Below are 18169 nucleotides of genomic sequence, written 5' to 3'. Positions count from 1 at the left end.
TTGGACCGAACGGGAGGTAGCAGCAATTTGAGCATTTCCAAAATCAAAACCGTCGTGGAAGAAATGGTAACACCATTTCTAAGCGAAAATGGATTTGAACTTGTTGATATTGAGTACGTCAAGGAAGGAAGCAACTTCTTCCTCCGGGTTTCAGTAGACAAGGAAGGCGGCATTGATATTGACGAATGCGGCCGTATTAGCGAATTTTTAAGTGAACAACTGGACAAGAACGATCCGGTAACGGATGCTTATTTTCTTGAAGTGTCGTCGCCTGGCGCCGAAAGGCCGCTTAAGAAAGCCGAAGATGTGCGCAAAGCCGTCGGCAAGCACGTATACATCACGACCTATGAGCCGATTAACGCATCCAAGGAATTTGAAGGTGACCTCATTTCGTTCGATGGAGAAGAGCTTGTAGTCAAAGTCGGCAAGAAAGAGCATGCCATTCCTTATGCTAAAGTGGCGGGAGCACGCCTCGCCATCGTTTTTTAAAATATAGGAAAGTATATCATTTCGTTATCCTTTCTCTATATTTCTCGGAATGAAACGCGCCGCACCGCCAAGGGACGGCGACAGCCGTTTCATCTTGAACAACGTTTGTTATAATTGAAGGGGGGACCAGAGTTCCAATGAGCATGGATTTTATTGAAGCATTATCGGAAATAGAGAGGGATAAAGGGATAGCCAAAGAAGTGCTGATTGATGCGATCGAAGCAGCGCTGATTTCAAGCTATAAGCGGAACTTTAACGCTGCGCAAAATGTGCGTGTCGATATTAACCGCTATACGGGTGTTATTAAAGTATATGCCCGCAAGACGGTGACGGACGAAGTGCTTGATCCCCGTTTGGAAATTACAGTAGAAGCGGCTCGTGAAGTGAATCCGCATTACCAGCTTGACGATGTGGCGGACATTGAAGTGACGCCTCGTGATTTTGGCCGTATTGCAGCGCAAACCGCGAAGCAGGTCGTAACGCAGCGCATTCGCGAGGCTGAACGCGGCTTGATCTACAATGCTTTTATCGACAAAGAAGAGGATATTGTGAATGGTATCGTGCAGCGCCAGGACGTTCGCAACCTTTTTATCGATTTGGGTAAAGTAGAAGCAGTAATGCCGCTGACAGAGCTTATGCCAACTGATAAGTTCAAGCACGGAGACCGTGTGAAATCGTATATTACGAAAGTGGAAAATACGACTAAGGGTCCGCAAATTATTTTGTCCCGTACGCATCCAGGTCTGCTTAAGCGTTTATTTGAGCTAGAAGTTCCGGAAATTTACGATGGAGTCGTTGAAATTCGCTCGGTTGCGCGCGAGGCAGGCTTCCGTTCGAAAATTGCCGTTTTTTCGCGCAATGACGAAGTTGACGCTGTAGGCTCATGCGTAGGTCCGAAAGGAATGCGTGTGCAGACTATTGTTGGCGAGCTGAAAGGCGAGAAGATTGATATCGTGTGCTGGTCTGAAAATGTCGAAGAATACGTTGCGAATGCGCTGAGCCCATCTAAAGTGCTTGAAGTTATCGTTTTTGAGCAGGAAAAAATGGCCCGTGTTATTGTACCGGATTATCAGCTTTCGCTTGCAATCGGGATTAAAGGGCAAAACGCTCGTCTAGCGGCGAAGCTGACTGGCTGGAAAATCGACATTAAGAGTGAATCGCAAGCTGAGCAGGAGTACGGTCGTCCGAAAACGATGACGGCAGTTATGCCGCAAGATTCGGTTTCCATTGATCTGGCTTAACTAATATATCGGCTGCGTTCATCAACGGGTAAAGGGGGGATGTGCGATGAGACCGAGAAAAGTGCCGCTGCGCAAATGCGTAGCCTGCCAGGAAATGAAACCGAAGAAAGAGCTTATTCGGGTCGTTAGAACGCCTGATGAGGAAATTCTAATTGATCTTACTGGCAAAAAAGCCGGTCGGGGCGCCTATTTGTGCGGGAAAGTCAGCTGCTTTAAGCTGGCCAAAAAGACAAAAGCACTGGATCGAGCTTTGAAGCAACCTGTTGGCGTAGCTATTTACGACCAGCTTGAACAGGATTTCATTGCGGTAGAGGAAGAGTTTCTGGCAGAAAAGGAGCGGGTAAGCGATGAAGATGAATAAAGGCTTGTCCTCGCTCGGCATGGCCATGCGGGCTGGAAAATTGGTTACTGGCGATGAAATCGTGCTCAAGGCGGTACGTAAGGGAGAGGTGCATCTCGTCATTATTGCGGGTGACGCATCTCCAAATACGAAAAAAAAGTTTCAAGATAAATGCAGCACCTATGGGGTAGAGCTCGCCGAAGCGTTCGACCGCGATCAACTTGGAAAAGCTATAGGAAAGCTGGACCGAGTCGTACTGGCGGTAACTGACGCAAAGTTCGGAAAAATGATTGCGGGTCATCTGAATCAAAATTCGGAGGTGGATCATATTGAACAAACCACAGGACAGCAAGGACAATAAAGATAAGCTGCGTGTATACGAATATGCGAAATCCCTCAGCATGAGCAGTAAAGAAATTATAACGATTCTTAAACGGCTGGATATGCCCGTTAACAACCATATGAGTGTGATGGAAAACGAAATGGTTAATAAAGTGGAAGGCTTTTTCCGCGATATTAAAGCTAACGCAGCAGCAAAGCGGGCGAAAGAGTCAAGCGGAGCAACCGTATCTTCCACTTCGCAAGCGCCATCTAAGCCTGTTCAGCCGAAGCAACAACCAGTATCACAGCAAGAAGCCATTAAACCGGAGCTCGAAGCTTCCGGATTAAACAATAAAAAAATTACGCAAGATAGACAGGAGCCTATGAATTCTATTAAAACGACAACGCAAAACAACCAACAGCAACGTCCGTCCCAATCGTCCCCAAGCAGCAACAACAGGTCCGCAGCACCTAGCGGCAGCCGTCCAGCGCAAGGTTCTGGCCAATCGCAAAGCAGCAGCCGTCCTAGCCAAGGCGGCCAAACGCAAAATAGCCGTCCAAGTCAAGGTGGCCAATCGCAAAACAGCCGTCCTAGCCAAGGATCAGGCCAAGGCAACCGTCCAAGCAGTGGCGGACCATCGCGTCCACCAGCTTCACAAGGAGCTAATCGCCCATCTGGAACAGGTCCGTCCCGTCCGTCAGGCGATGCTTCGAGAAGCACAAACGGCAATGCGAATAATAAGCCAGGTGCAAGAAAACCAGGCGCAAACCAAGGGCAAAAACGGTTTGAAGATGGAAGACCAGGCGGTTTTGGCCGCAACAATAACAATAATCGCGGTGGCAGAGGACGCAACCAGCGTAATCAGCCGCAAGTATTCCGTGAGAAAATCGACAATACGCCTAAGAAAATCATCGTACGTGGTACGTTGACCGTTGGCGAATTGGCAAAATTGCTTCATAAAGATGCTTCCGAAGTTATTAAGAAGCTGATCGTTCTTGGCGTAATGGCTACCATTAACCAAGAGATCGATATGGATGCAATCCTTCTGCTTGCCGGTGAATATGGCGTAGAAGTAGAAGTGAAAATTCCGGTTGAAGAAGATACGTTCGAAACGGTTGAAGAAACGGATGAGGAAGCTGATCTATTGCCTCGCCCTCCTGTTGTAACGATCATGGGTCACGTTGACCATGGTAAAACAACTTTGCTGGATGCAATTCGCAAAACGAACGTAACAGGCGGAGAAGCTGGCGGTATTACCCAGCATATCGGTGCTTACCAAATCGAAGCTAACCATAAAAAGATTACGTTCCTCGATACACCTGGTCACGAAGCGTTTACGCTGATGCGTGCCCGTGGTGCGCAAGTAACGGATATTACAATTATCGTTGTTGCAGCCGATGACGGCGTTATGCCGCAAACGGTAGAGGCAGTCAACCATGCGAAGGCAGCGGGCGTTCCAATTATCGTTGCGGTTAACAAAATTGATAAGCCAGATGCTGATGCAGATAAAATCAAGCAAGCTTTGACAGAGTATGAGCTGGTTCCGGAAGAGTGGGGCGGAGATACCATCTTCGTTAACGTTTCAGCGAAACAGCGTATTGGTCTGGAAGAACTGCTCGATATGATTTTGCTTGTAGCGGAAGTAAATGATTTCAAAGCTAACCCTGACAAGCGTGCACGCGGTACGGTCATTGAGGCTGAACTGGATAAAGGTAAAGGTCCGGTTGCTCGTGTACTCGTACAGCATGGTACGCTCAAAATCGGAGATGCCTTCGTTGCAGGTAACTGCTTCGGTCGTATTCGGGCAATGGTTAATGACAAGGGCCGCCGCTTAAAAGAAGCTGGACCTTCCACACCAGTCGAAATTACTGGTTTGACAGAGGTTCCACTTGCTGGCGATCCGTTCATGGTGTTTGAAGACGAGCGTAAAGCGAGAGCAATCGCTGATCGCCGTGCGATTAAGCACCGTCAATCCGAGCTTGGCGCGAACTCCCGCGTAACGCTTGACGATTTGTATAAGCATATTAAAGATGGAGAGATCAAGGATCTCAACGTTATTATTAAATCCGACGTTCAAGGTTCGGCAGAGGCGCTTAAAGGCTCGCTCGCGAAAATTGACATCGAAGGCGTACGTGTCAAAATCATTCATAGCGGTGTAGGCGCGATTACCGAATCGGATATCAACCTGGCTTCTGCTTCGAATGCAATCGTTGTCGGCTTTAACGTTCGTCCTGAGCCGCAGGCTGATCTGGCTGCACAGCAGGAGAAAGTTGATGTTCGTATGCACCGCGTTATTTATAACGTAATTGAAGAGATTGAACAAGCGATGAAAGGGATGCTTGATCCAATCTTCAAAGAAGTAATTATTGGTCATGCTGAAGTCCGTAACGTATTTAAAGTAAGCAAAGTTGGAGCTATCGCTGGTTCCATGATTACTTCCGGCAAGATCACTCGTTCTTCTGAAGCGCGGATCGTTCGCGGCGGCATCGTTGTTTTCGAAGGAAAAATCGATACGCTCAAACGCTTCAAGGATGATGTCAAGGAAGTTGCTCAAGGCTACGAGTGCGGAATTACGCTTGAGCGGTTTAGCGACTTCAAAGAAGGGGATATTATTGAAGCCTTCGTAATGGAGTCAGTAGAGAGGTGAATAAAGCATGGCTAAAATTCGTGTAGGTCGGGTAGGCGAGCAGATTAAAAAAGAGCTTAGCCAAATTATCCAGACAGAAATCAAAGATCCACGCGTCGGTTTTATTACAGTGACCGGCGTTGAAACGAGTAATGATTTGTCCCAAGCCAAAGTATATTTGAGCGTGCTGGGCAGCGAAGAGCAAAAGGAAGAAACGCTCAAAGCAATCGGCCGCGCAACAGGCTTTATCCGTTCTGAGCTAGGCAAGCGGATGCGTTTGCGTCATACGCCAGTGCTGATCTTTAAATTCGACAGCAGCATTGAGTATGGAAGCCGTATTGAAGGAATCCTCGAGGAAATTAATGGGGAGAACAAAGGATCATGACGGCTGCTGCGACCTATTTGCAGCAGTTGGATGATGCACTTGCTTTTATGCGTGATGGGGACGACTTTTTGGTCGTCTCCCACGTTCAACCAGATGGCGATGCCATTAGCTCGACGGTCGTCGTCGGCTGGCTGCTGGAGAAGCTTGGGAAAAAATCCAAGCTGATTAACGAAAGTGAGCTGCCCTCAAGACTTGCTCATTTGCGCTCATTCGATACGATTATTAATTATGCTGAAGTACAGCCATCAGAATCGTTTGCTCGCGTTATTGCAGTCGATTGTGCGGATTATCGCCGGATGGGCAAAGTGGAAAGTTTGTTTGCTGCAGGCGTGGAACTGCTTAACATCGATCATCATCCGACTAATGACGGCTTTGGTACGGTTCAATTGATTCGTCCGAATGCAGCAGCTACGGTTGAAATTTTATATGATTTAATTGAACGTGCGGGCATTTCGATTGATTTGGAATGCGCGACGGCTATATATACAGGCTTGATCACAGATACTGGCGGTTTCCGCTACTCAAATACGACACCTCATGTGATGAATATTGCTTCCCGCATGCTGTCGATTGGTGTACCGGGTCACAAATTAGCCGATCTGCTGCTCGAAAAGATGACGATGTCAAAGCTGAAGCTTCTGCAGCGTTGTCTTAGCAGGCTTACTTTTAGCGATAATCAGCAAATTGGCTGGCTTTATGTCAATAAGGATGATTTTGCTGAGACAGGTGCTGTTTCGGAAGATATGGAAGGCATCGTCAATTATGCTCTGAACATTGACGGCGTGGAAGTCGGCATTATGTTTAAAGAGACAGAAGATGGCGGAGTGAAAGCCAGCTTAAGATCAGCAGGAACGGCCGATGTTGCCGCGATTGCCCAATCCTTTGGCGGCGGTGGACATGTACGCGCTGCTGGCTGCCGAATTGATGCGCCGCTTCAAGAAGCAATCGCCCAATTGGTCGATGCGGTCAGAAAGGCGTTGAGCTAACAGATGGACGGTATTATCGCAGTATGGAAGCCCGCTGGCTGGACCTCGCATGACGTCGTAGCCAAGGTGCGGAGACTGCTGAAGATGAAGCGTATCGGCCACACGGGGACACTGGACCCGATGGTGACAGGTGTTCTGCCGCTATGTCTCGGCAGGGCTACTCGTGTAGTTGAATACGTGCAGGAGCGTCCCAAGGCATATGAAGCTGTTATCCAGCTTGGCATTGCAACGGATACAGAGGATTTGACAGGCTCGGTTACGCAGGAGCAAACAGGTGTGCAGGTAACGCGTGAAGATATTATTCGCGTGCTGCGCAGCTTCGTGGGCGTTATCGAACAAATTCCGCCGATGTTCTCCGCTGTAAAGGTAGATGGAAAACGTTTGTATGAACTGGCACGTGAAGGCAAGACGGTAGAGCGCAAATCACGGAAAGTAACGATTCATCAAATTGAACTGATCAATCTTGAGCTTGATTTGGAGTTTCCGCGTTTTTCGTTTTCGGTTGTCTGTTCGAAAGGAACGTATATCCGCACTTTATGTGTAGATATCGGCCAGGCGCTGGGTGTTCCAGCGGCGATGGCGGAGCTCACCCGGACGATGTCCGGTGGTTTTACGAAGGAGCAATGCGTAAGCCTAGAGCAGATTGAAGCTCTTGGCACGGAGGGAATCGGGCCGTTTATTTTGCCTGCTGAGCTGGGTATCCAGCATTTTCCTCGCGTTACGGTCGATGCTCATTCGGCCTCGCTTGCCCTGAAAGGACAAAAGCTTCCGCTTCGCTTGCTTGCTGAAAAGCTTGAAACGGAGCAGCCGGTACGTCTTTTTGATGAAAATGGTTTGTTTATTGGTATTTTCGAGGCCGATCATGCTTTATCAGTGTTGAAGCCTATCAAGGTGTTCTCGTAACTGAGCCCATACTCGGTTATCGGAAAGTCATATAGGAATTGCAGGTGCATCAGCGTTGGAAATGATTTCATTGGAATATCCGGCAATTGAGCTGCCGGAACAGCTGCGAAACAAATCGCTTTCTATTGCAATTGGACATTTTGACGGTGTACATCGCGGACACCGCAATGTCATTGAGCAAGTCGTTGCCGCTGCCAAGAGAACCGGAGGATTGTCTGCGGTTATGACGTTCAACCCGCATCCAAAGGAAGTTCTGGGCCGTGGCGATCAATATTACAATTGTTTGACGCCACTTGCCGTCAAGCAATCGCTATTTGCTGAATTAGGTGTCGATTTGGTGCTAGTCGTCAAATTTGACCATGATTTTGCAGCGATTATGCCGGAGCAGTTTGTTGATGAAGTGCTTCGCCCTTTAGGTGCAGCCCAAATTGTAGTTGGTTTTGATTTCAATTTTGGCTACAAGGGCCAAGGAAATGCTGCCACAATGAAGGCGTTATGCGAGCCGGACATTCAGGTCGAAATCGTTGAACCGTTATACGATAATGGCTTGAAGGTGAGCAGTACTTACATTAGGCAGGCGCTTAGCGACGGTGATATTGAGCTTGCTACGAAGCTGCTTGGCCGGCCCTATGAGCTAGCAGGGACAGTAGTGCATGGCGATGGCAGAGGCAGCAGCATTGGCTTCCCGACAGCTAATGTGGATGTTTCCTTGCCATATGTTATGCCGCGCCTCGGCGTTTTCGGCATTTCAGCAGTCGTACTCAGCAAGTCGTATTATGGCGTATTAAATCACGGAATGAAACCTACTTTTAATAAAGAAGATATTCGTCCTGTGCTGGAAGCCCATTTATTTGACTTTCATCAAGTTATTTACGACGAGCCAATTAAACTGCAATTTCATTCTTTTATTCGTCCTGAGCAGCGTTTTAGCGGTGTAGATGAGCTTATTCGGCAAATCCATGCGGATGCCGAGCAGGCGAAGCGGCAGTTTGGCGTCGAATAAATGCCGGTCGGCATTTACTTTTGCTACAGGCTTGTGATATACTGAAACACGTTGCGATTCTACTTTTTGTCAGAATACGCAGCTGCAATTGGAACCTTAGCTTGGATGTCCGCTCTCACCGACGGCGCCTGGGCTAATGGCGATTATTGAATATAAGTTCAAGGAGGTGACTTTAGGATGGCAATTACACAAGAGCGTAAACAAGAATTGATTGATACGCACAAAACGCATGCGAGCGATACGGGTTCACCGGAGGTTCAAGTAGCTATCCTAACGGAAAACATCGTTAACTTGACGCAACATTTCCGGGAGCACAAGAAAGACCACCACTCCCGTCGTGGTTTGCTCAAGATGGTAGGTCAACGTCGTAAGCTGTTGAGATACCTTAAAAACAAAGATGTTAGCCGTTATAGCGCATTGATCGAAAAACTCGGCCTTCGCCGCTAAAACATGTTTCAAGAGAAGCAACCTGGTTGTTTTGCTGTCCGGCATTACGGACTTGGCAAAATCGGGTTGCTTTTTGTAATATGCGAGGGTTAAGCAGGATATAGAGGTCCTGCTGGCGAAGGTTATGTTTGTCAATCGTTTAAATTAATTTTTGAAATACAGGAGGGATACGTTTGCAACAAGTTGAAATGATTTTGGGTGGACGGAAGCTTGTATTGGAAACAGGCAGACTTGCGAAGCAAGCGAATGCTGCTGTAACTGTTCGTTATGGCGACACCGTTGTACTCTGTACAGTGACCGCTTCCAAAGGTCCGAAGGATTTAGATTTTTTCCCGCTTACGGTGAACTATGAAGAACGTCTTTATGCAGTTGGTAAAATCCCTGGTGGATTTATTAAACGTGAAGGACGTCCAAGTGAGAAAGCGATTTTGTCCAGCCGTCTGACGGACCGTCCGATTCGTCCGTTGTTCCCTGAAGGGTTCCGTAATGATATTCAAATCGCGAATATCGTCATGAGCGTGGACCAAGATTGCTCGCCTGAAATGGCTGCAATGATTGGTACTTCCGCAGCGCTGGCCATTTCTGATGTGCCATTCAACGGGCCAATCGGCGGCGTGAGCGTAGGTCGTGTTGATGGTCAATTCGTGATCATTCCAACCGTTGAGCAAGAGCAGAAAAGCGATATTTTCGTTGTAGTTGCTGGTACGAAAGATGCCATTATGATGGTGGAAGCAGAAGCTAATGAAGTTCCTGAGGACGTTATGCTGGAAGCGATTATGTTCGGGCATGATGAAATCAAGAAAATCGTTGCTACAATCGAGCAACTGCAGGCCATTGCCGGCAAAGAAAAAATGGAAGTAACGCTTCATGCCGTCAACGAAGAAGTAAATGCAGCTGTTCGCGCATTTGCATCTGCTCGTTTGGTAGAAGCGATTCGCATTCCCGAGAAGCATGAGCGTCAAGATGCCATTGATGCCGTTAATGCGGACACGGTTGCGCATTTTGAAGAAGTATATGCAGAGACGCCTGAACTGCTTGGCGATGTCAAAGAAGTGCTTTATGATATCGTTAAAGAAGAAGTTCGCCGCCTGATCACACATGAAAAAATCCGTCCTGATGGCCGTGCGCCTGAAGAAATTCGTCCAATCGAATGTGATGTGGCGATATTGCCGCGTACACACGGATCTGGACTATTCACACGTGGACAAACACAAGCACTCAGCATTTGTACGCTTGGACCGCTTGGCGATGTGCAAATTCTTGACGGCATCAGCCCGGAAGAAACGAAACGTTTTATGCATCACTATAATTTCCCGCCATTCAGCGTAGGCGAAGCAAGACCACTTCGTCCTCCAGGCCGTCGTGAAATTGGACATGGTGCACTCGGCGAGCGCGCTTTGTCGAAAGTTATTCCATCTGAGGCTGACTTCCCGTATACGATTCGTCTTGTATCCGAGGTGCTCGAATCCAATGGATCGACTTCGCAGGCTAGTATTTGTGCAAGCACACTTGCAATGCTGGATGCAGGCGTTCCGATTAAAGCTCCGGTTGCAGGTATTGCAATGGGTCTGATTAAAGATGGCGACCATTTCTCCATTTTGTCTGACATTCAAGGGATGGAAGATCATCTCGGCGATATGGACTTTAAAGTAGCGGGTACAGCAGAAGGTGTAACTGCCATTCAAATGGATATCAAAATTGACGGTATCGATCGTTCGATTTTGGAGCAGGCGCTTGAGCAAGCACGTGAAGGACGCATGCATATTCTAGGTAAAATGACAGCGATTATTTCGGAAGCTCGTCCTAACCTTTCTGAGTATGCGCCTAAAATTCTCACGCTTCGCATTAATCCGGACAAAATCCGTGATGTTATCGGCTCTGGCGGTAAAATCATCAACAAGATTATTGAGGAAACTGGCGTGAAAATCGATATCGAGCAGGATGGCATGGTTTACATTGCTTCTTCGAACGAAGAGATGAACCAAAAAGCCAAAGCGATTATCGAAGGTATCGTGAAGGAAGTTGTAATTGGTGAAATTTATTTAGGTACAGTAAAACGGATCGAGAAGTTCGGCGCATTCGTTGAAATTTTACCGAACAAAGATGGTCTTGTGCATATTTCCCAGCTGGCGAACGAACGTGTCGCTAAAGTGGAAGATGTCATTGCAATCGGCGACCAAATTACAGTTAAAGTAACGGAAATTGATCAGCAGGGCCGTATTAACTTGTCCCGTAAAGCTGTATTGACGCCAACTGTACCAGCACAATAACGGCTGCAGCGTTACATGGTAGGGGCACCGCAAGGTGCTTTCTCAAAATATAAGAATGCAGAGATTTTCTCTTATATTTACGCGTCTATTTCTACGCCAAACGGACTGTTGCCGCAAAAAAACGGCAACGCCGTTTACACTTGTTTTTTATACTCGAAGCAAAGAGCCAGATTCCATCTGTCTCTTTTTATTTTGCCGTCAAAAATCCCCTGCTTATATAAGGCAACCATTATCTCCCTAACATAATCTCGTCCCAATATTCATACATATGGAGCAATGAGGGACGGGGTGAATGAAGGTGCTGAGAAAAATAGGGGCAGCCATAGGCTGTATGCTGATTATGGTGGTGTTCATTCGGGCGAATGGAGGAGGTACGGCGGACTATATCAGCGCAATTAAACAGGAAAAAGGCATGATGACGCAGCTGCAAGAGTCGGTTTTGGATGAAAATAAAGCAAAGCTGCGCGCTGCTGTCGTAGCCGAAGCCGAGAGCCGCTCCATTAAGCCTATCGATGCCCGGATTGACCGCGTATGGAAGGCTATTCCCGGCTACAATGGGCTGGAGGTGGATGTCGACGCCACGGTGGAGAAGACGATTGCATCGGGCTCCCTTTCGCCGATTTTATATGTATACAAGGAGACGCCTCCTCGTATTAAGCTTGCGGATTTAGGGCCGCTTCCGGTATACAAAGGCAATCCAAACAAAAAAATGGTATCGCTAATGATTAATGTTGCGTGGGGCAATGAATACATAACGCCGATCCTTGAAACCTTGAACAAGGAAGAGGTAAAGGCAACTTTTTTTCTAGATGGCTCGTGGCTGAAGAAATATCCGGAAATCGCCAAGCAAATTCAAGCGGAAGGGCATGAAATGTCCAATCATGCGTATACGCATCCGAAGATGAGCGAGCTCAGCCGAAATGATGCTTATTTGCAAATTTCCCGTACGGAGGAATTGCTCAAATCGACGCTTGGCGTGACGAATAAGTGGTTTGCCCCGCCTTCGGGCGATTTTAACCAAATGACGGTACAGGTGGCGGCGGAGCAGAGGCTTCGCACGGTGTTATGGACAATCGATACGGTCGATTGGACCAAGCCGGGAGCAGACTGGATCATTCGGCGCATTTCGTCGCGGCTGGAGCCAGGCGCACTTATTCTGATGCACCCGACAGCGTCCTCGCGCGATGCTTTAACCGGAATGATTCGTGAAATTAAACGCCAGGGCTATGCGCTTGGCCCCGTTAGCGAGACGCTTTCGGAGGCGCGGATACCTGCTGCTGTTGAGCCGCAACCATAATTTTGATATAGTGTTAACATTCATGCTTACAGGAGGACCCTACGTGAAAAAATATACGCTTAGCAACGGTTTAAGAGTCGTAGTTGAATATATCCCAACCTGCCGTTCGGTTTCATTTGGCATTTGGGTCAAAACAGGCTCCCGCAATGAGACGCCTGAAAATAACGGGATCTCCCATTTTATCGAACATATGCTTTTCAAGGGGACAGATCAGCGGACGGCTAAAGATATTGCCGATCTGTTCGATGGTATTGGGGGCAATGTAAATGCATTTACCTCCAAAGAGTATACCTGCTATTACGCCAAGGTGCTGGATGAGCATTTGCCGCTCGCTGTTGATGCGCTTTCGGACATGTTTTTCAATTCCAAGCTGGATTTGGCGGATTTGGCGAAAGAGCGGAATGTTATTTTAGAAGAAATTTCGATGTATGAGGATACGCCAGATGACAAGGTGCATGATGAAGCTTCGCGTGCCGCTTATGGCGATCACCCTCTCGCTTATTCGATTCTGGGCCTAGAGGAGCGTCTTGCCGAAATGACGCCTGATACACTGCGCGCGTATATGAACGATTATTACACGATTGACAACACCGTCGTCAGTGTCGCCGGCAATGTGGAAGAGGGCAAGCTGCTGGAGCTGCTGGAGAAGTACTTTGGCAAGTTTGACCGTAAAGGTACATCGCAGCTGGTGGAGGCGCCGGATTTCCGCGGCGATTATATTTTCTATAAAAAGAAAACCGAGCAAAATCATCTTTGCCTGTCCTTTCAGGGCTGTTCGATTTCCGATGAGAAGCTTTATGCGATGGTACTGCTCAATAATGCGCTTGGCGGCGGCATGAGCTCGCGCCTGTTCCAAGAAATTCGCGAAAAACGCGGTCTTGCTTATTCGGTTTATTCCTATCACTCCTCTTATGCGGACAGCGGCCTGTTCACCTTGTATGCGGGTACGGCGCCTAAGCAAACGAAGGAAGTGCTTGATTTGACGATGGAGCAGTTAGAGGAGCTTGCTTCCAAGGGGCTTGAGGATGCTGAGCTTCATCGCGGCAAAGAGCAGTTGAAGGGCAGCCTGATTCTCAGTCTGGAGAGCACGAGCAGCCGAATGACCCGTCTTGGGAAAAATGAGCTGATGCTGGGCCGGCATTACACGCTCGATGAGCTGCTTGAGCGCATTGATTCCGTGAAGATGGAAGATGTGAGGAGCGTAACAGAGCGTTTGCTTGCAGCACCTTTTGCGGTGGCGATGGTAGGTTCGAGTGAAAGGGCTGCATCTAAACTTGGGAGGGATCGTTTTGTATCGCGTACTGTTTAAAAGAGTAGAGGGCAACGAAGACATCAAGCTTCCTTGCAAAATGTCCGAATGGGCTGCAGGCTTCGACCTGCAGGCCGCTGTATCAGAGCCTGTTGAGCTGGCACCGGGAGAGCGAAAGCTTATTCCTACAGGCTTTGCCATGGCTATGCCAGCCGAGCTGGAGGCGCAAATCCGCCCGCGCAGCGGCCTGGCTTACAAGCATGGCATTACATGCTTGAACTCCCCAGGAACGATCGACGCCGATTACCGCGGCGAAGTGAAGGTGCTGCTCGTCAATTTGGGGCAGGAGCCGTTCACGATTGCACGCGGCGAGCGCATCGCCCAAATGGTGTTCCAGCAAGTTCCGGTTGTCACCATTGAAGAGACATCCGAATTGCCGGATACCGTGCGTGGCAGCGGCGGGTTCGGACATACTGGCGTTTAAGGATTAGAAGACCGGAGCAGATGCTCCGGTCTTTTTTTTCACCCATTCTAGGCCCAGGCATAAGATAGTCTATATCTACATGCGCAAGAGAGGAGTGAAGCCGATGCTAACAGGCGTTCAAGTGCTGCTTATCGGCGGCGACGCCAGGCAGCTTGAGGTGATCCGCAAACTGGCGGAGCTGGATGCGACCGTAGTCATAACGGGCTTTGACGGCCTGCAGTTGACGCCAGAGGGAGCGGTTCAGGCTGAATATAATGAACGGCTGTTTGACGGGGTTGACGCACTAGTACTGCCTGCCGTCGGAACCGATGACCAGGGCGTCATCAGCGCTGTATTCAGCGATAGCAAGATCAGGCTGGAAGAGCGCCATATGGCACGCTTGCCTAAGCACTGCAAAGTATACGCTGGTATGGCAAAACCATATTTAAGCGACCTTTGCAAGCAGCATCAGCTGGAATTGGTAGAGTTATTTGAGCGCGACGATGTCGCAATTTACAACTCCATTCCGACAGCTGAAGGTGCGGTAATGATGGCGATTCAACATACCGATATTACGATTCATGGCTCCACCTGCATGGTGCTCGGGTTCGGAAGAACGGGGTTCACATTGGCGCGGACGTTAAAGGGCTTAGGGGCGAATGTGCTTGTCGGAGTACGCAAGGGAGAGCATTTTGCAAGAGCGCTCGAAATGGGCTTCGAGCCTTTCTACACCAGCAATTTGCGGCAATATACGGGCAATATTGACTTGCTTTTTAACACAATTCCGACTATGATAGTCACAGCGCAAATTATAGCAAATCTTCCTTCGCGAAGCGTCATTATTGATCTGGCTTCGAAGCCTGGCGGAACTGATTTCCGCTTTGCTGAGAAACGGGCTATTAAGGCGATGCTCGCGCCCGGACTCCCCGGTATCGTCGCACCCAGAACTGCTGGACGAATCATAGCCGATTGTTTAACACAATTGATTATGGACGACTTGATAAATCGGGGGAATGGGGAATGAATTGGTCCGGACTTACGGTAGGGTATGCATTGTCAGGGTCTCACTGCACGTTTGCCGAGGTTATGCCGCAAATCCAGCGGTTTGTAGACGCAGGCGCGAACGTAGTACCTATAGTATCGCAGACGATTATGACGACGGATACGAGATTCGGAACGTCGGAGCAGTGGCAGACACAGCTCAAAGCGATAACTGGCAATGAAATTATTTCGACGATCGTGCAAGCGGAGCCGCTTGGCCCATCCAAGCTTATTGATGTGCTGCTCATTGCTCCATGCACGGGCAATACAACAAGCAGGCTGGCTAATGCGCAGACTGACAGTGCGGTGCTCATGGCATCCAAATCGCAAATGCGAAATGGAAGGCCAATCGTCATTGCAATTTCTACGAATGATGGCCTTGGCCTTAATTTGGCGAATATTGCGAAGCTGATCGTAACGAAAAATATTTATTTTGTGCCGTTCGGCCAAGATAATCCGGTACAGAAGCCCAATTCGCTCGTAGCGAGAATGGATTTGGCACTGGAAACATGCGAGGCGGCGCTGCAAGGCAAACAGTTACAACCGCTCATTATTGAGCGTTTTAATTATTAAGTTTTTTATTCTGAGTTTTTATAAGACCGAGGGGAGCATTACGGCAAATGTCAAATCAAAAATTGTTTAACGTTGCAGTAGTTGGCGCAACAGGCGCAGTAGGGGAACAAATACTAAACTTGCTCGATAAGAGAAACTTCCCTATTAAGGAACTGAAGCTTCTGTCTTCAGCGAGGTCTGCTGGTACGAAAATCACATTCAAAGGCCAGGAAGTGACGGTGGAGGAAGCGAAGCCGGAAAGCTTTAAGGGCATTGATATAGCATTATTCAGCGCTGGTGGAGACGTTACGAAGGCGCTCGCGCCGCATGCAGTTGAATATGGAACGGTATGTATTGACAATACGAACGCTTACCGTATGGACCCAAATACGCCGCTTGTTGTGCCTGAAGTGAATATTGACAAGGTAAGCGAGCATAAAGGTATTATTGCGAATCCGAACTGTTCGACAATTCAGATGGTAGCTGCGCTTAAGCCGCTTCAAGACAAATACGGCATTAACCGCATTATCGTATCGACTTATCAAGCAGTATCTGGAGCAGGTGCGAAAGCCATTGAGGAAATGCTGCGCCAGACGCGTGCATCCCTTGACGGCGAAGCGGTCAATCCGGCTATTTTGCCAGTAGGCTCGCTGCCTGTGAAGCATCAAATCGCCTTTAATGCGATTCCGCAAATCGACAAGTTCCAAGAAAACGGCTACACGCTTGAAGAGATGAAGATGGTCAATGAAACGAAGAAAATTTTGGATGACCAGACCATTGAGGTTACTGCTACTTGCGTACGTATTCCAGTCGTTTACGGCCATTCGGAATCGGTTTTTGTTGAGCTGAAAAATAACTACGATTTGGAAGATGTCAAGCAGCTGTTGTCTGACGCCCCGGGTGTCGTGCTGGTTGATGATCCGGCGAATCAGCTTTACCCGCTCGCAACGGAAGCAGCCGGCAAGCCGGAAGTATTTGTCGGACGTTTGAGACGCGATCTTGGCCATGAAAATGGGCTTAACCTATGGATCGTATCGGATAACCTGCTTAAAGGGGCCGCATGGAATGCGGTTCAAATCGCCGAGCACATCGCACAGGCTTAACGAATAAACGGTGTAAGGACTTGATAGCTGGCGGCATCTTGCCTTTCGGTGATGGGGGAAGAGGCTTATGCGAACTCTCGTTATGAAGTTTGGAGGAACCTCGGTATCATCCGATTTTGCCAGAAATCATTGTTTGGAGCATATTAAGCGTGAACGCGAAAATGGTTTTCAGCTCGTCGTTGTCGTTTCGGCTATGGGTCGCCTAGGCGACCCTTATGCTACGGATACGCTGCTTGATTTAGTACGAAGCAATGGTGACTCGCTTCCGCTGCGTGAGCGGGATATGCTGCTGGGCTGTGGTGAGATGATTTCTGCCGCGGTCTTATGCAGCTTGCTTTGTTCAAAGGGCATTCCCACTACTATTTTAAGCGGCTATCAGGCAGGCATTATAACGGACGGGCATTTCGGCCAAGCGAGAATTGCCGACTTGCGTCCGGAGCAGCTTTTAACGAATCTTGGTGAAAATAAAGTCGTTATCGTTACCGGTTTTCAAGGCGGTACCGAAAGTGGGGAGCTGACTACGCTCGGCCGCGGCGGGAGCGATACGTCGGCGACTGCACTTGGCGCTTCGCTGCGTGCAGAGCGAGTAGATATTTATACCGATGTTAACGGAATTTTGACAGCTGATCCGCGAATTGTGAAAGATGCAAAACCGCTTCTTGTCGTCAGCTATGCAGAAATTTGCAATATGGCTCGTCAAGGGGCTAAGGTCATTCACCCGCGTGCTGTTGAAATTGCCCAGCAAGCCAGAATACCGATTCGTGTGCGCTCGACCTTTTCGCTCGATGAAGGAACGTTAGTAACGGATAGCCCGCTCCATGCTACCGGAATGGTAAGTGACCGTCATGTAACAGGCATTGCGCATGTAGCGGGCATTACTCAAATTTCGGTGCAGACGGTAGAAGGCAAGGCGGACGTCCAGCTGCAAGTTTTTCAAACGATGGCCCGTCATCATATTAGCGTAGATTTTATAAATGTGACGCCAAGCGGAGTCGTCTACACCGTATTTGACTACGATGCAGCTAAGGCTGTAGCCGTACTGACGGACTGCGGTTATGCACCGACCGCGATTAGCGGCTGTGCAAAGGTATCTGTCATTGGCGGCGGCATGAACGGTGTTCCAGGCATTATGGCCCGTATTGTAGAAGCCCTTACACTGCAGGGAATTGCTATAATGCAGGCGGCGGACTCCAATACGACCATTTGGGTACTGGTTAAAGATGCGGATATGGCATCTGCGCTGCGTGCGCTTCATGCCAAGTTCGAGCTTCATTTGTAGCAGGAAACACAGGCAATAGACCTGTTTTGCGAAGCAAAGCTTTGGGCCTGAGCTTGCGAAGAAGCTTTTGCTTTGCGAAACTTGAATGTAGATAGCTTACGAAGTAAGTTTTGCTCCGCAAAACTTTAAGATTATGCTTACGAAGTAAGTTTTGCTCCGCAAAACTTTAAGGA

At 48.5% G+C, this 18169-nt stretch carries 18 protein-coding genes; all 18 read left to right on the top strand.

Features of this window, described 5'->3' with window-relative positions:
* Positions 1-27 precede the first annotated feature (27 nt).
* Positions 28-489 (top strand): ribosome maturation factor RimP, encoded by a 462-nt coding sequence (gene rimP / locus AC50Y5_RS23380; protein WP_046230752.1) that lies wholly within the window; start codon positions 28-30, stop codon positions 487-489.
* A gap of 137 nt (positions 490-626) precedes the next feature.
* Positions 627-1730 carry a transcription termination factor NusA gene (gene nusA / locus AC50Y5_RS23375; RefSeq protein WP_056038147.1) on the top strand — a complete coding sequence of 368 codons (1104 nt, stop codon included), beginning with the start codon at positions 627-629 and terminating at the stop codon, positions 1728-1730.
* A 46-nt stretch (positions 1731-1776) separates the two neighbouring features.
* Entirely contained in the window at positions 1777-2091 is a 315-nt protein-coding gene (rnpM, locus tag AC50Y5_RS23370; RefSeq protein WP_046230754.1) for an RNase P modulator RnpM, read from the top strand.
* Positions 2084-2431 (top strand): L7Ae/L30e/S12e/Gadd45 family ribosomal protein, encoded by a 348-nt coding sequence (locus AC50Y5_RS23365; RefSeq protein ID WP_056039066.1) that lies wholly within the window; start codon positions 2084-2086, stop codon positions 2429-2431. The genes rnpM and AC50Y5_RS23365 overlap by 8 nt, the downstream gene beginning before the upstream one ends.
* Before the next feature lie 40 nt (positions 2432-2471).
* Positions 2472-5039 carry a translation initiation factor IF-2 gene (gene infB, locus AC50Y5_RS23360; protein WP_235533233.1) on the top strand — a complete coding sequence of 856 codons (2568 nt, stop codon included), beginning with the start codon at positions 2472-2474 and terminating at the stop codon, positions 5037-5039.
* Positions 5040-5046: 7 nt separating this feature from the next.
* Positions 5047-5403: a 30S ribosome-binding factor RbfA gene (rbfA, locus tag AC50Y5_RS23355; RefSeq protein WP_046230756.1), complete on the top strand. Its 357-nt coding sequence runs from the start codon at positions 5047-5049 to the stop codon at positions 5401-5403.
* Complete coding sequence (locus tag AC50Y5_RS23350; protein WP_494863946.1) at positions 5400-6389, top strand: DHH family phosphoesterase; 990 nt, start codon at positions 5400-5402, stop codon at positions 6387-6389. The genes rbfA and AC50Y5_RS23350 overlap by 4 nt, the downstream gene beginning before the upstream one ends.
* Before the next feature lie 3 nt (positions 6390-6392).
* Positions 6393-7292, top strand: coding sequence for a tRNA pseudouridine(55) synthase TruB (truB, locus tag AC50Y5_RS23345; RefSeq protein ID WP_494863945.1), 900 nt, complete (start codon positions 6393-6395; stop codon positions 7290-7292).
* A 61-nt stretch (positions 7293-7353) separates the two neighbouring features.
* Positions 7354-8295, top strand: coding sequence for a bifunctional riboflavin kinase/FAD synthetase (locus AC50Y5_RS23340; protein ID WP_235533232.1), 942 nt, complete (start codon positions 7354-7356; stop codon positions 8293-8295).
* A gap of 177 nt (positions 8296-8472) precedes the next feature.
* On the top strand, positions 8473-8742 hold the full coding sequence (rpsO, locus tag AC50Y5_RS23335) for a 30S ribosomal protein S15 (RefSeq protein ID WP_046230760.1): 270 nt from the start codon (positions 8473-8475) through the stop codon (positions 8740-8742).
* A 188-nt stretch (positions 8743-8930) separates the two neighbouring features.
* Positions 8931-11012: a polyribonucleotide nucleotidyltransferase gene (pnp, locus tag AC50Y5_RS23330; protein ID WP_494864018.1), complete on the top strand. Its 2082-nt coding sequence runs from the start codon at positions 8931-8933 to the stop codon at positions 11010-11012.
* Positions 11013-11304: 292 nt separating this feature from the next.
* On the top strand, positions 11305-12309 hold the full coding sequence (locus AC50Y5_RS23325) for a polysaccharide deacetylase family protein (protein ID WP_056038133.1): 1005 nt from the start codon (positions 11305-11307) through the stop codon (positions 12307-12309).
* A 43-nt stretch (positions 12310-12352) separates the two neighbouring features.
* Complete coding sequence (locus AC50Y5_RS23320) at positions 12353-13618, top strand: M16 family metallopeptidase (RefSeq protein ID WP_494863944.1); 1266 nt, start codon at positions 12353-12355, stop codon at positions 13616-13618.
* A complete protein-coding gene (gene dut, locus AC50Y5_RS23315) occupies positions 13599-14042 on the top strand; it encodes a dUTP diphosphatase (RefSeq protein WP_056038128.1) in 444 nt (147 codons plus the stop codon). The genes AC50Y5_RS23320 and dut overlap by 20 nt, the downstream gene beginning before the upstream one ends.
* Before the next feature lie 103 nt (positions 14043-14145).
* On the top strand, positions 14146-15045 hold the full coding sequence (dpsA, locus tag AC50Y5_RS23310) for a dipicolinate synthase subunit DpsA (protein WP_494863943.1): 900 nt from the start codon (positions 14146-14148) through the stop codon (positions 15043-15045).
* On the top strand, positions 15042-15635 hold the full coding sequence (locus tag AC50Y5_RS23305; protein WP_046230765.1) for a dipicolinate synthase subunit B: 594 nt from the start codon (positions 15042-15044) through the stop codon (positions 15633-15635). Before dpsA ends, AC50Y5_RS23305 begins: the two co-directional genes overlap by 4 nt.
* A gap of 47 nt (positions 15636-15682) precedes the next feature.
* Entirely contained in the window at positions 15683-16717 is a 1035-nt protein-coding gene (locus AC50Y5_RS23300) for an aspartate-semialdehyde dehydrogenase (RefSeq protein WP_046230766.1), read from the top strand.
* 67 nt (positions 16718-16784) lie between these two features.
* Positions 16785-17996, top strand: coding sequence for an aspartate kinase (dapG, locus tag AC50Y5_RS23295; protein WP_494863942.1), 1212 nt, complete (start codon positions 16785-16787; stop codon positions 17994-17996).
* Positions 17997-18169: the final 173 nt, after the last annotated feature.

The sequence above is a fragment of the Paenibacillus sp. JT22N7 genome (genome assembly GCF_059383875.1).
Note: the sequence above shows the minus strand (reverse complement) of the source record. Positions and strands in the feature narration are given on the sequence as shown.

What these genes read in the sequence shown, in the direction of transcription:
- nusA (WP_056038147.1), top strand. Translation starts at nt 627, where the DNA reads ATGAGCATGGATTTTATTGAAGCATTATCGGAAATAGAGAGGGATAAA.
- rnpM (WP_046230754.1), top strand. Translation starts at nt 1,777, where the DNA reads ATGAGACCGAGAAAAGTGCCGCTGCGCAAATGCGTAGCCTGCCAGGAA.
- AC50Y5_RS23365 (WP_056039066.1), top strand. Translation starts at nt 2,084, where the DNA reads ATGAATAAAGGCTTGTCCTCGCTCGGCATGGCCATGCGGGCTGGAAAA.
- infB (WP_235533233.1), top strand. Translation starts at nt 2,472, where the DNA reads ATGAGCAGTAAAGAAATTATAACGATTCTTAAACGGCTGGATATGCCC.
- rbfA (WP_046230756.1), top strand. Translation starts at nt 5,047, where the DNA reads ATGGCTAAAATTCGTGTAGGTCGGGTAGGCGAGCAGATTAAAAAAGAG.
- AC50Y5_RS23350 (WP_494863946.1), top strand. Translation starts at nt 5,400, where the DNA reads ATGACGGCTGCTGCGACCTATTTGCAGCAGTTGGATGATGCACTTGCT.
- truB (WP_494863945.1), top strand. Translation starts at nt 6,393, where the DNA reads ATGGACGGTATTATCGCAGTATGGAAGCCCGCTGGCTGGACCTCGCAT.
- AC50Y5_RS23340 (WP_235533232.1), top strand. Translation starts at nt 7,354, where the DNA reads ATGATTTCATTGGAATATCCGGCAATTGAGCTGCCGGAACAGCTGCGA.
- rpsO (WP_046230760.1), top strand. Translation starts at nt 8,473, where the DNA reads ATGGCAATTACACAAGAGCGTAAACAAGAATTGATTGATACGCACAAA.
- pnp (WP_494864018.1), top strand. Translation starts at nt 8,931, where the DNA reads ATGATTTTGGGTGGACGGAAGCTTGTATTGGAAACAGGCAGACTTGCG.
- AC50Y5_RS23325 (WP_056038133.1), top strand. Translation starts at nt 11,305, where the DNA reads ATGAAGGTGCTGAGAAAAATAGGGGCAGCCATAGGCTGTATGCTGATT.
- dpsA (WP_494863943.1), top strand. Translation starts at nt 14,146, where the DNA reads ATGCTAACAGGCGTTCAAGTGCTGCTTATCGGCGGCGACGCCAGGCAG.
- AC50Y5_RS23305 (WP_046230765.1), top strand. Translation starts at nt 15,042, where the DNA reads ATGAATTGGTCCGGACTTACGGTAGGGTATGCATTGTCAGGGTCTCAC.
- AC50Y5_RS23300 (WP_046230766.1), top strand. Translation starts at nt 15,683, where the DNA reads ATGTCAAATCAAAAATTGTTTAACGTTGCAGTAGTTGGCGCAACAGGC.
- dapG (WP_494863942.1), top strand. Translation starts at nt 16,785, where the DNA reads ATGCGAACTCTCGTTATGAAGTTTGGAGGAACCTCGGTATCATCCGAT.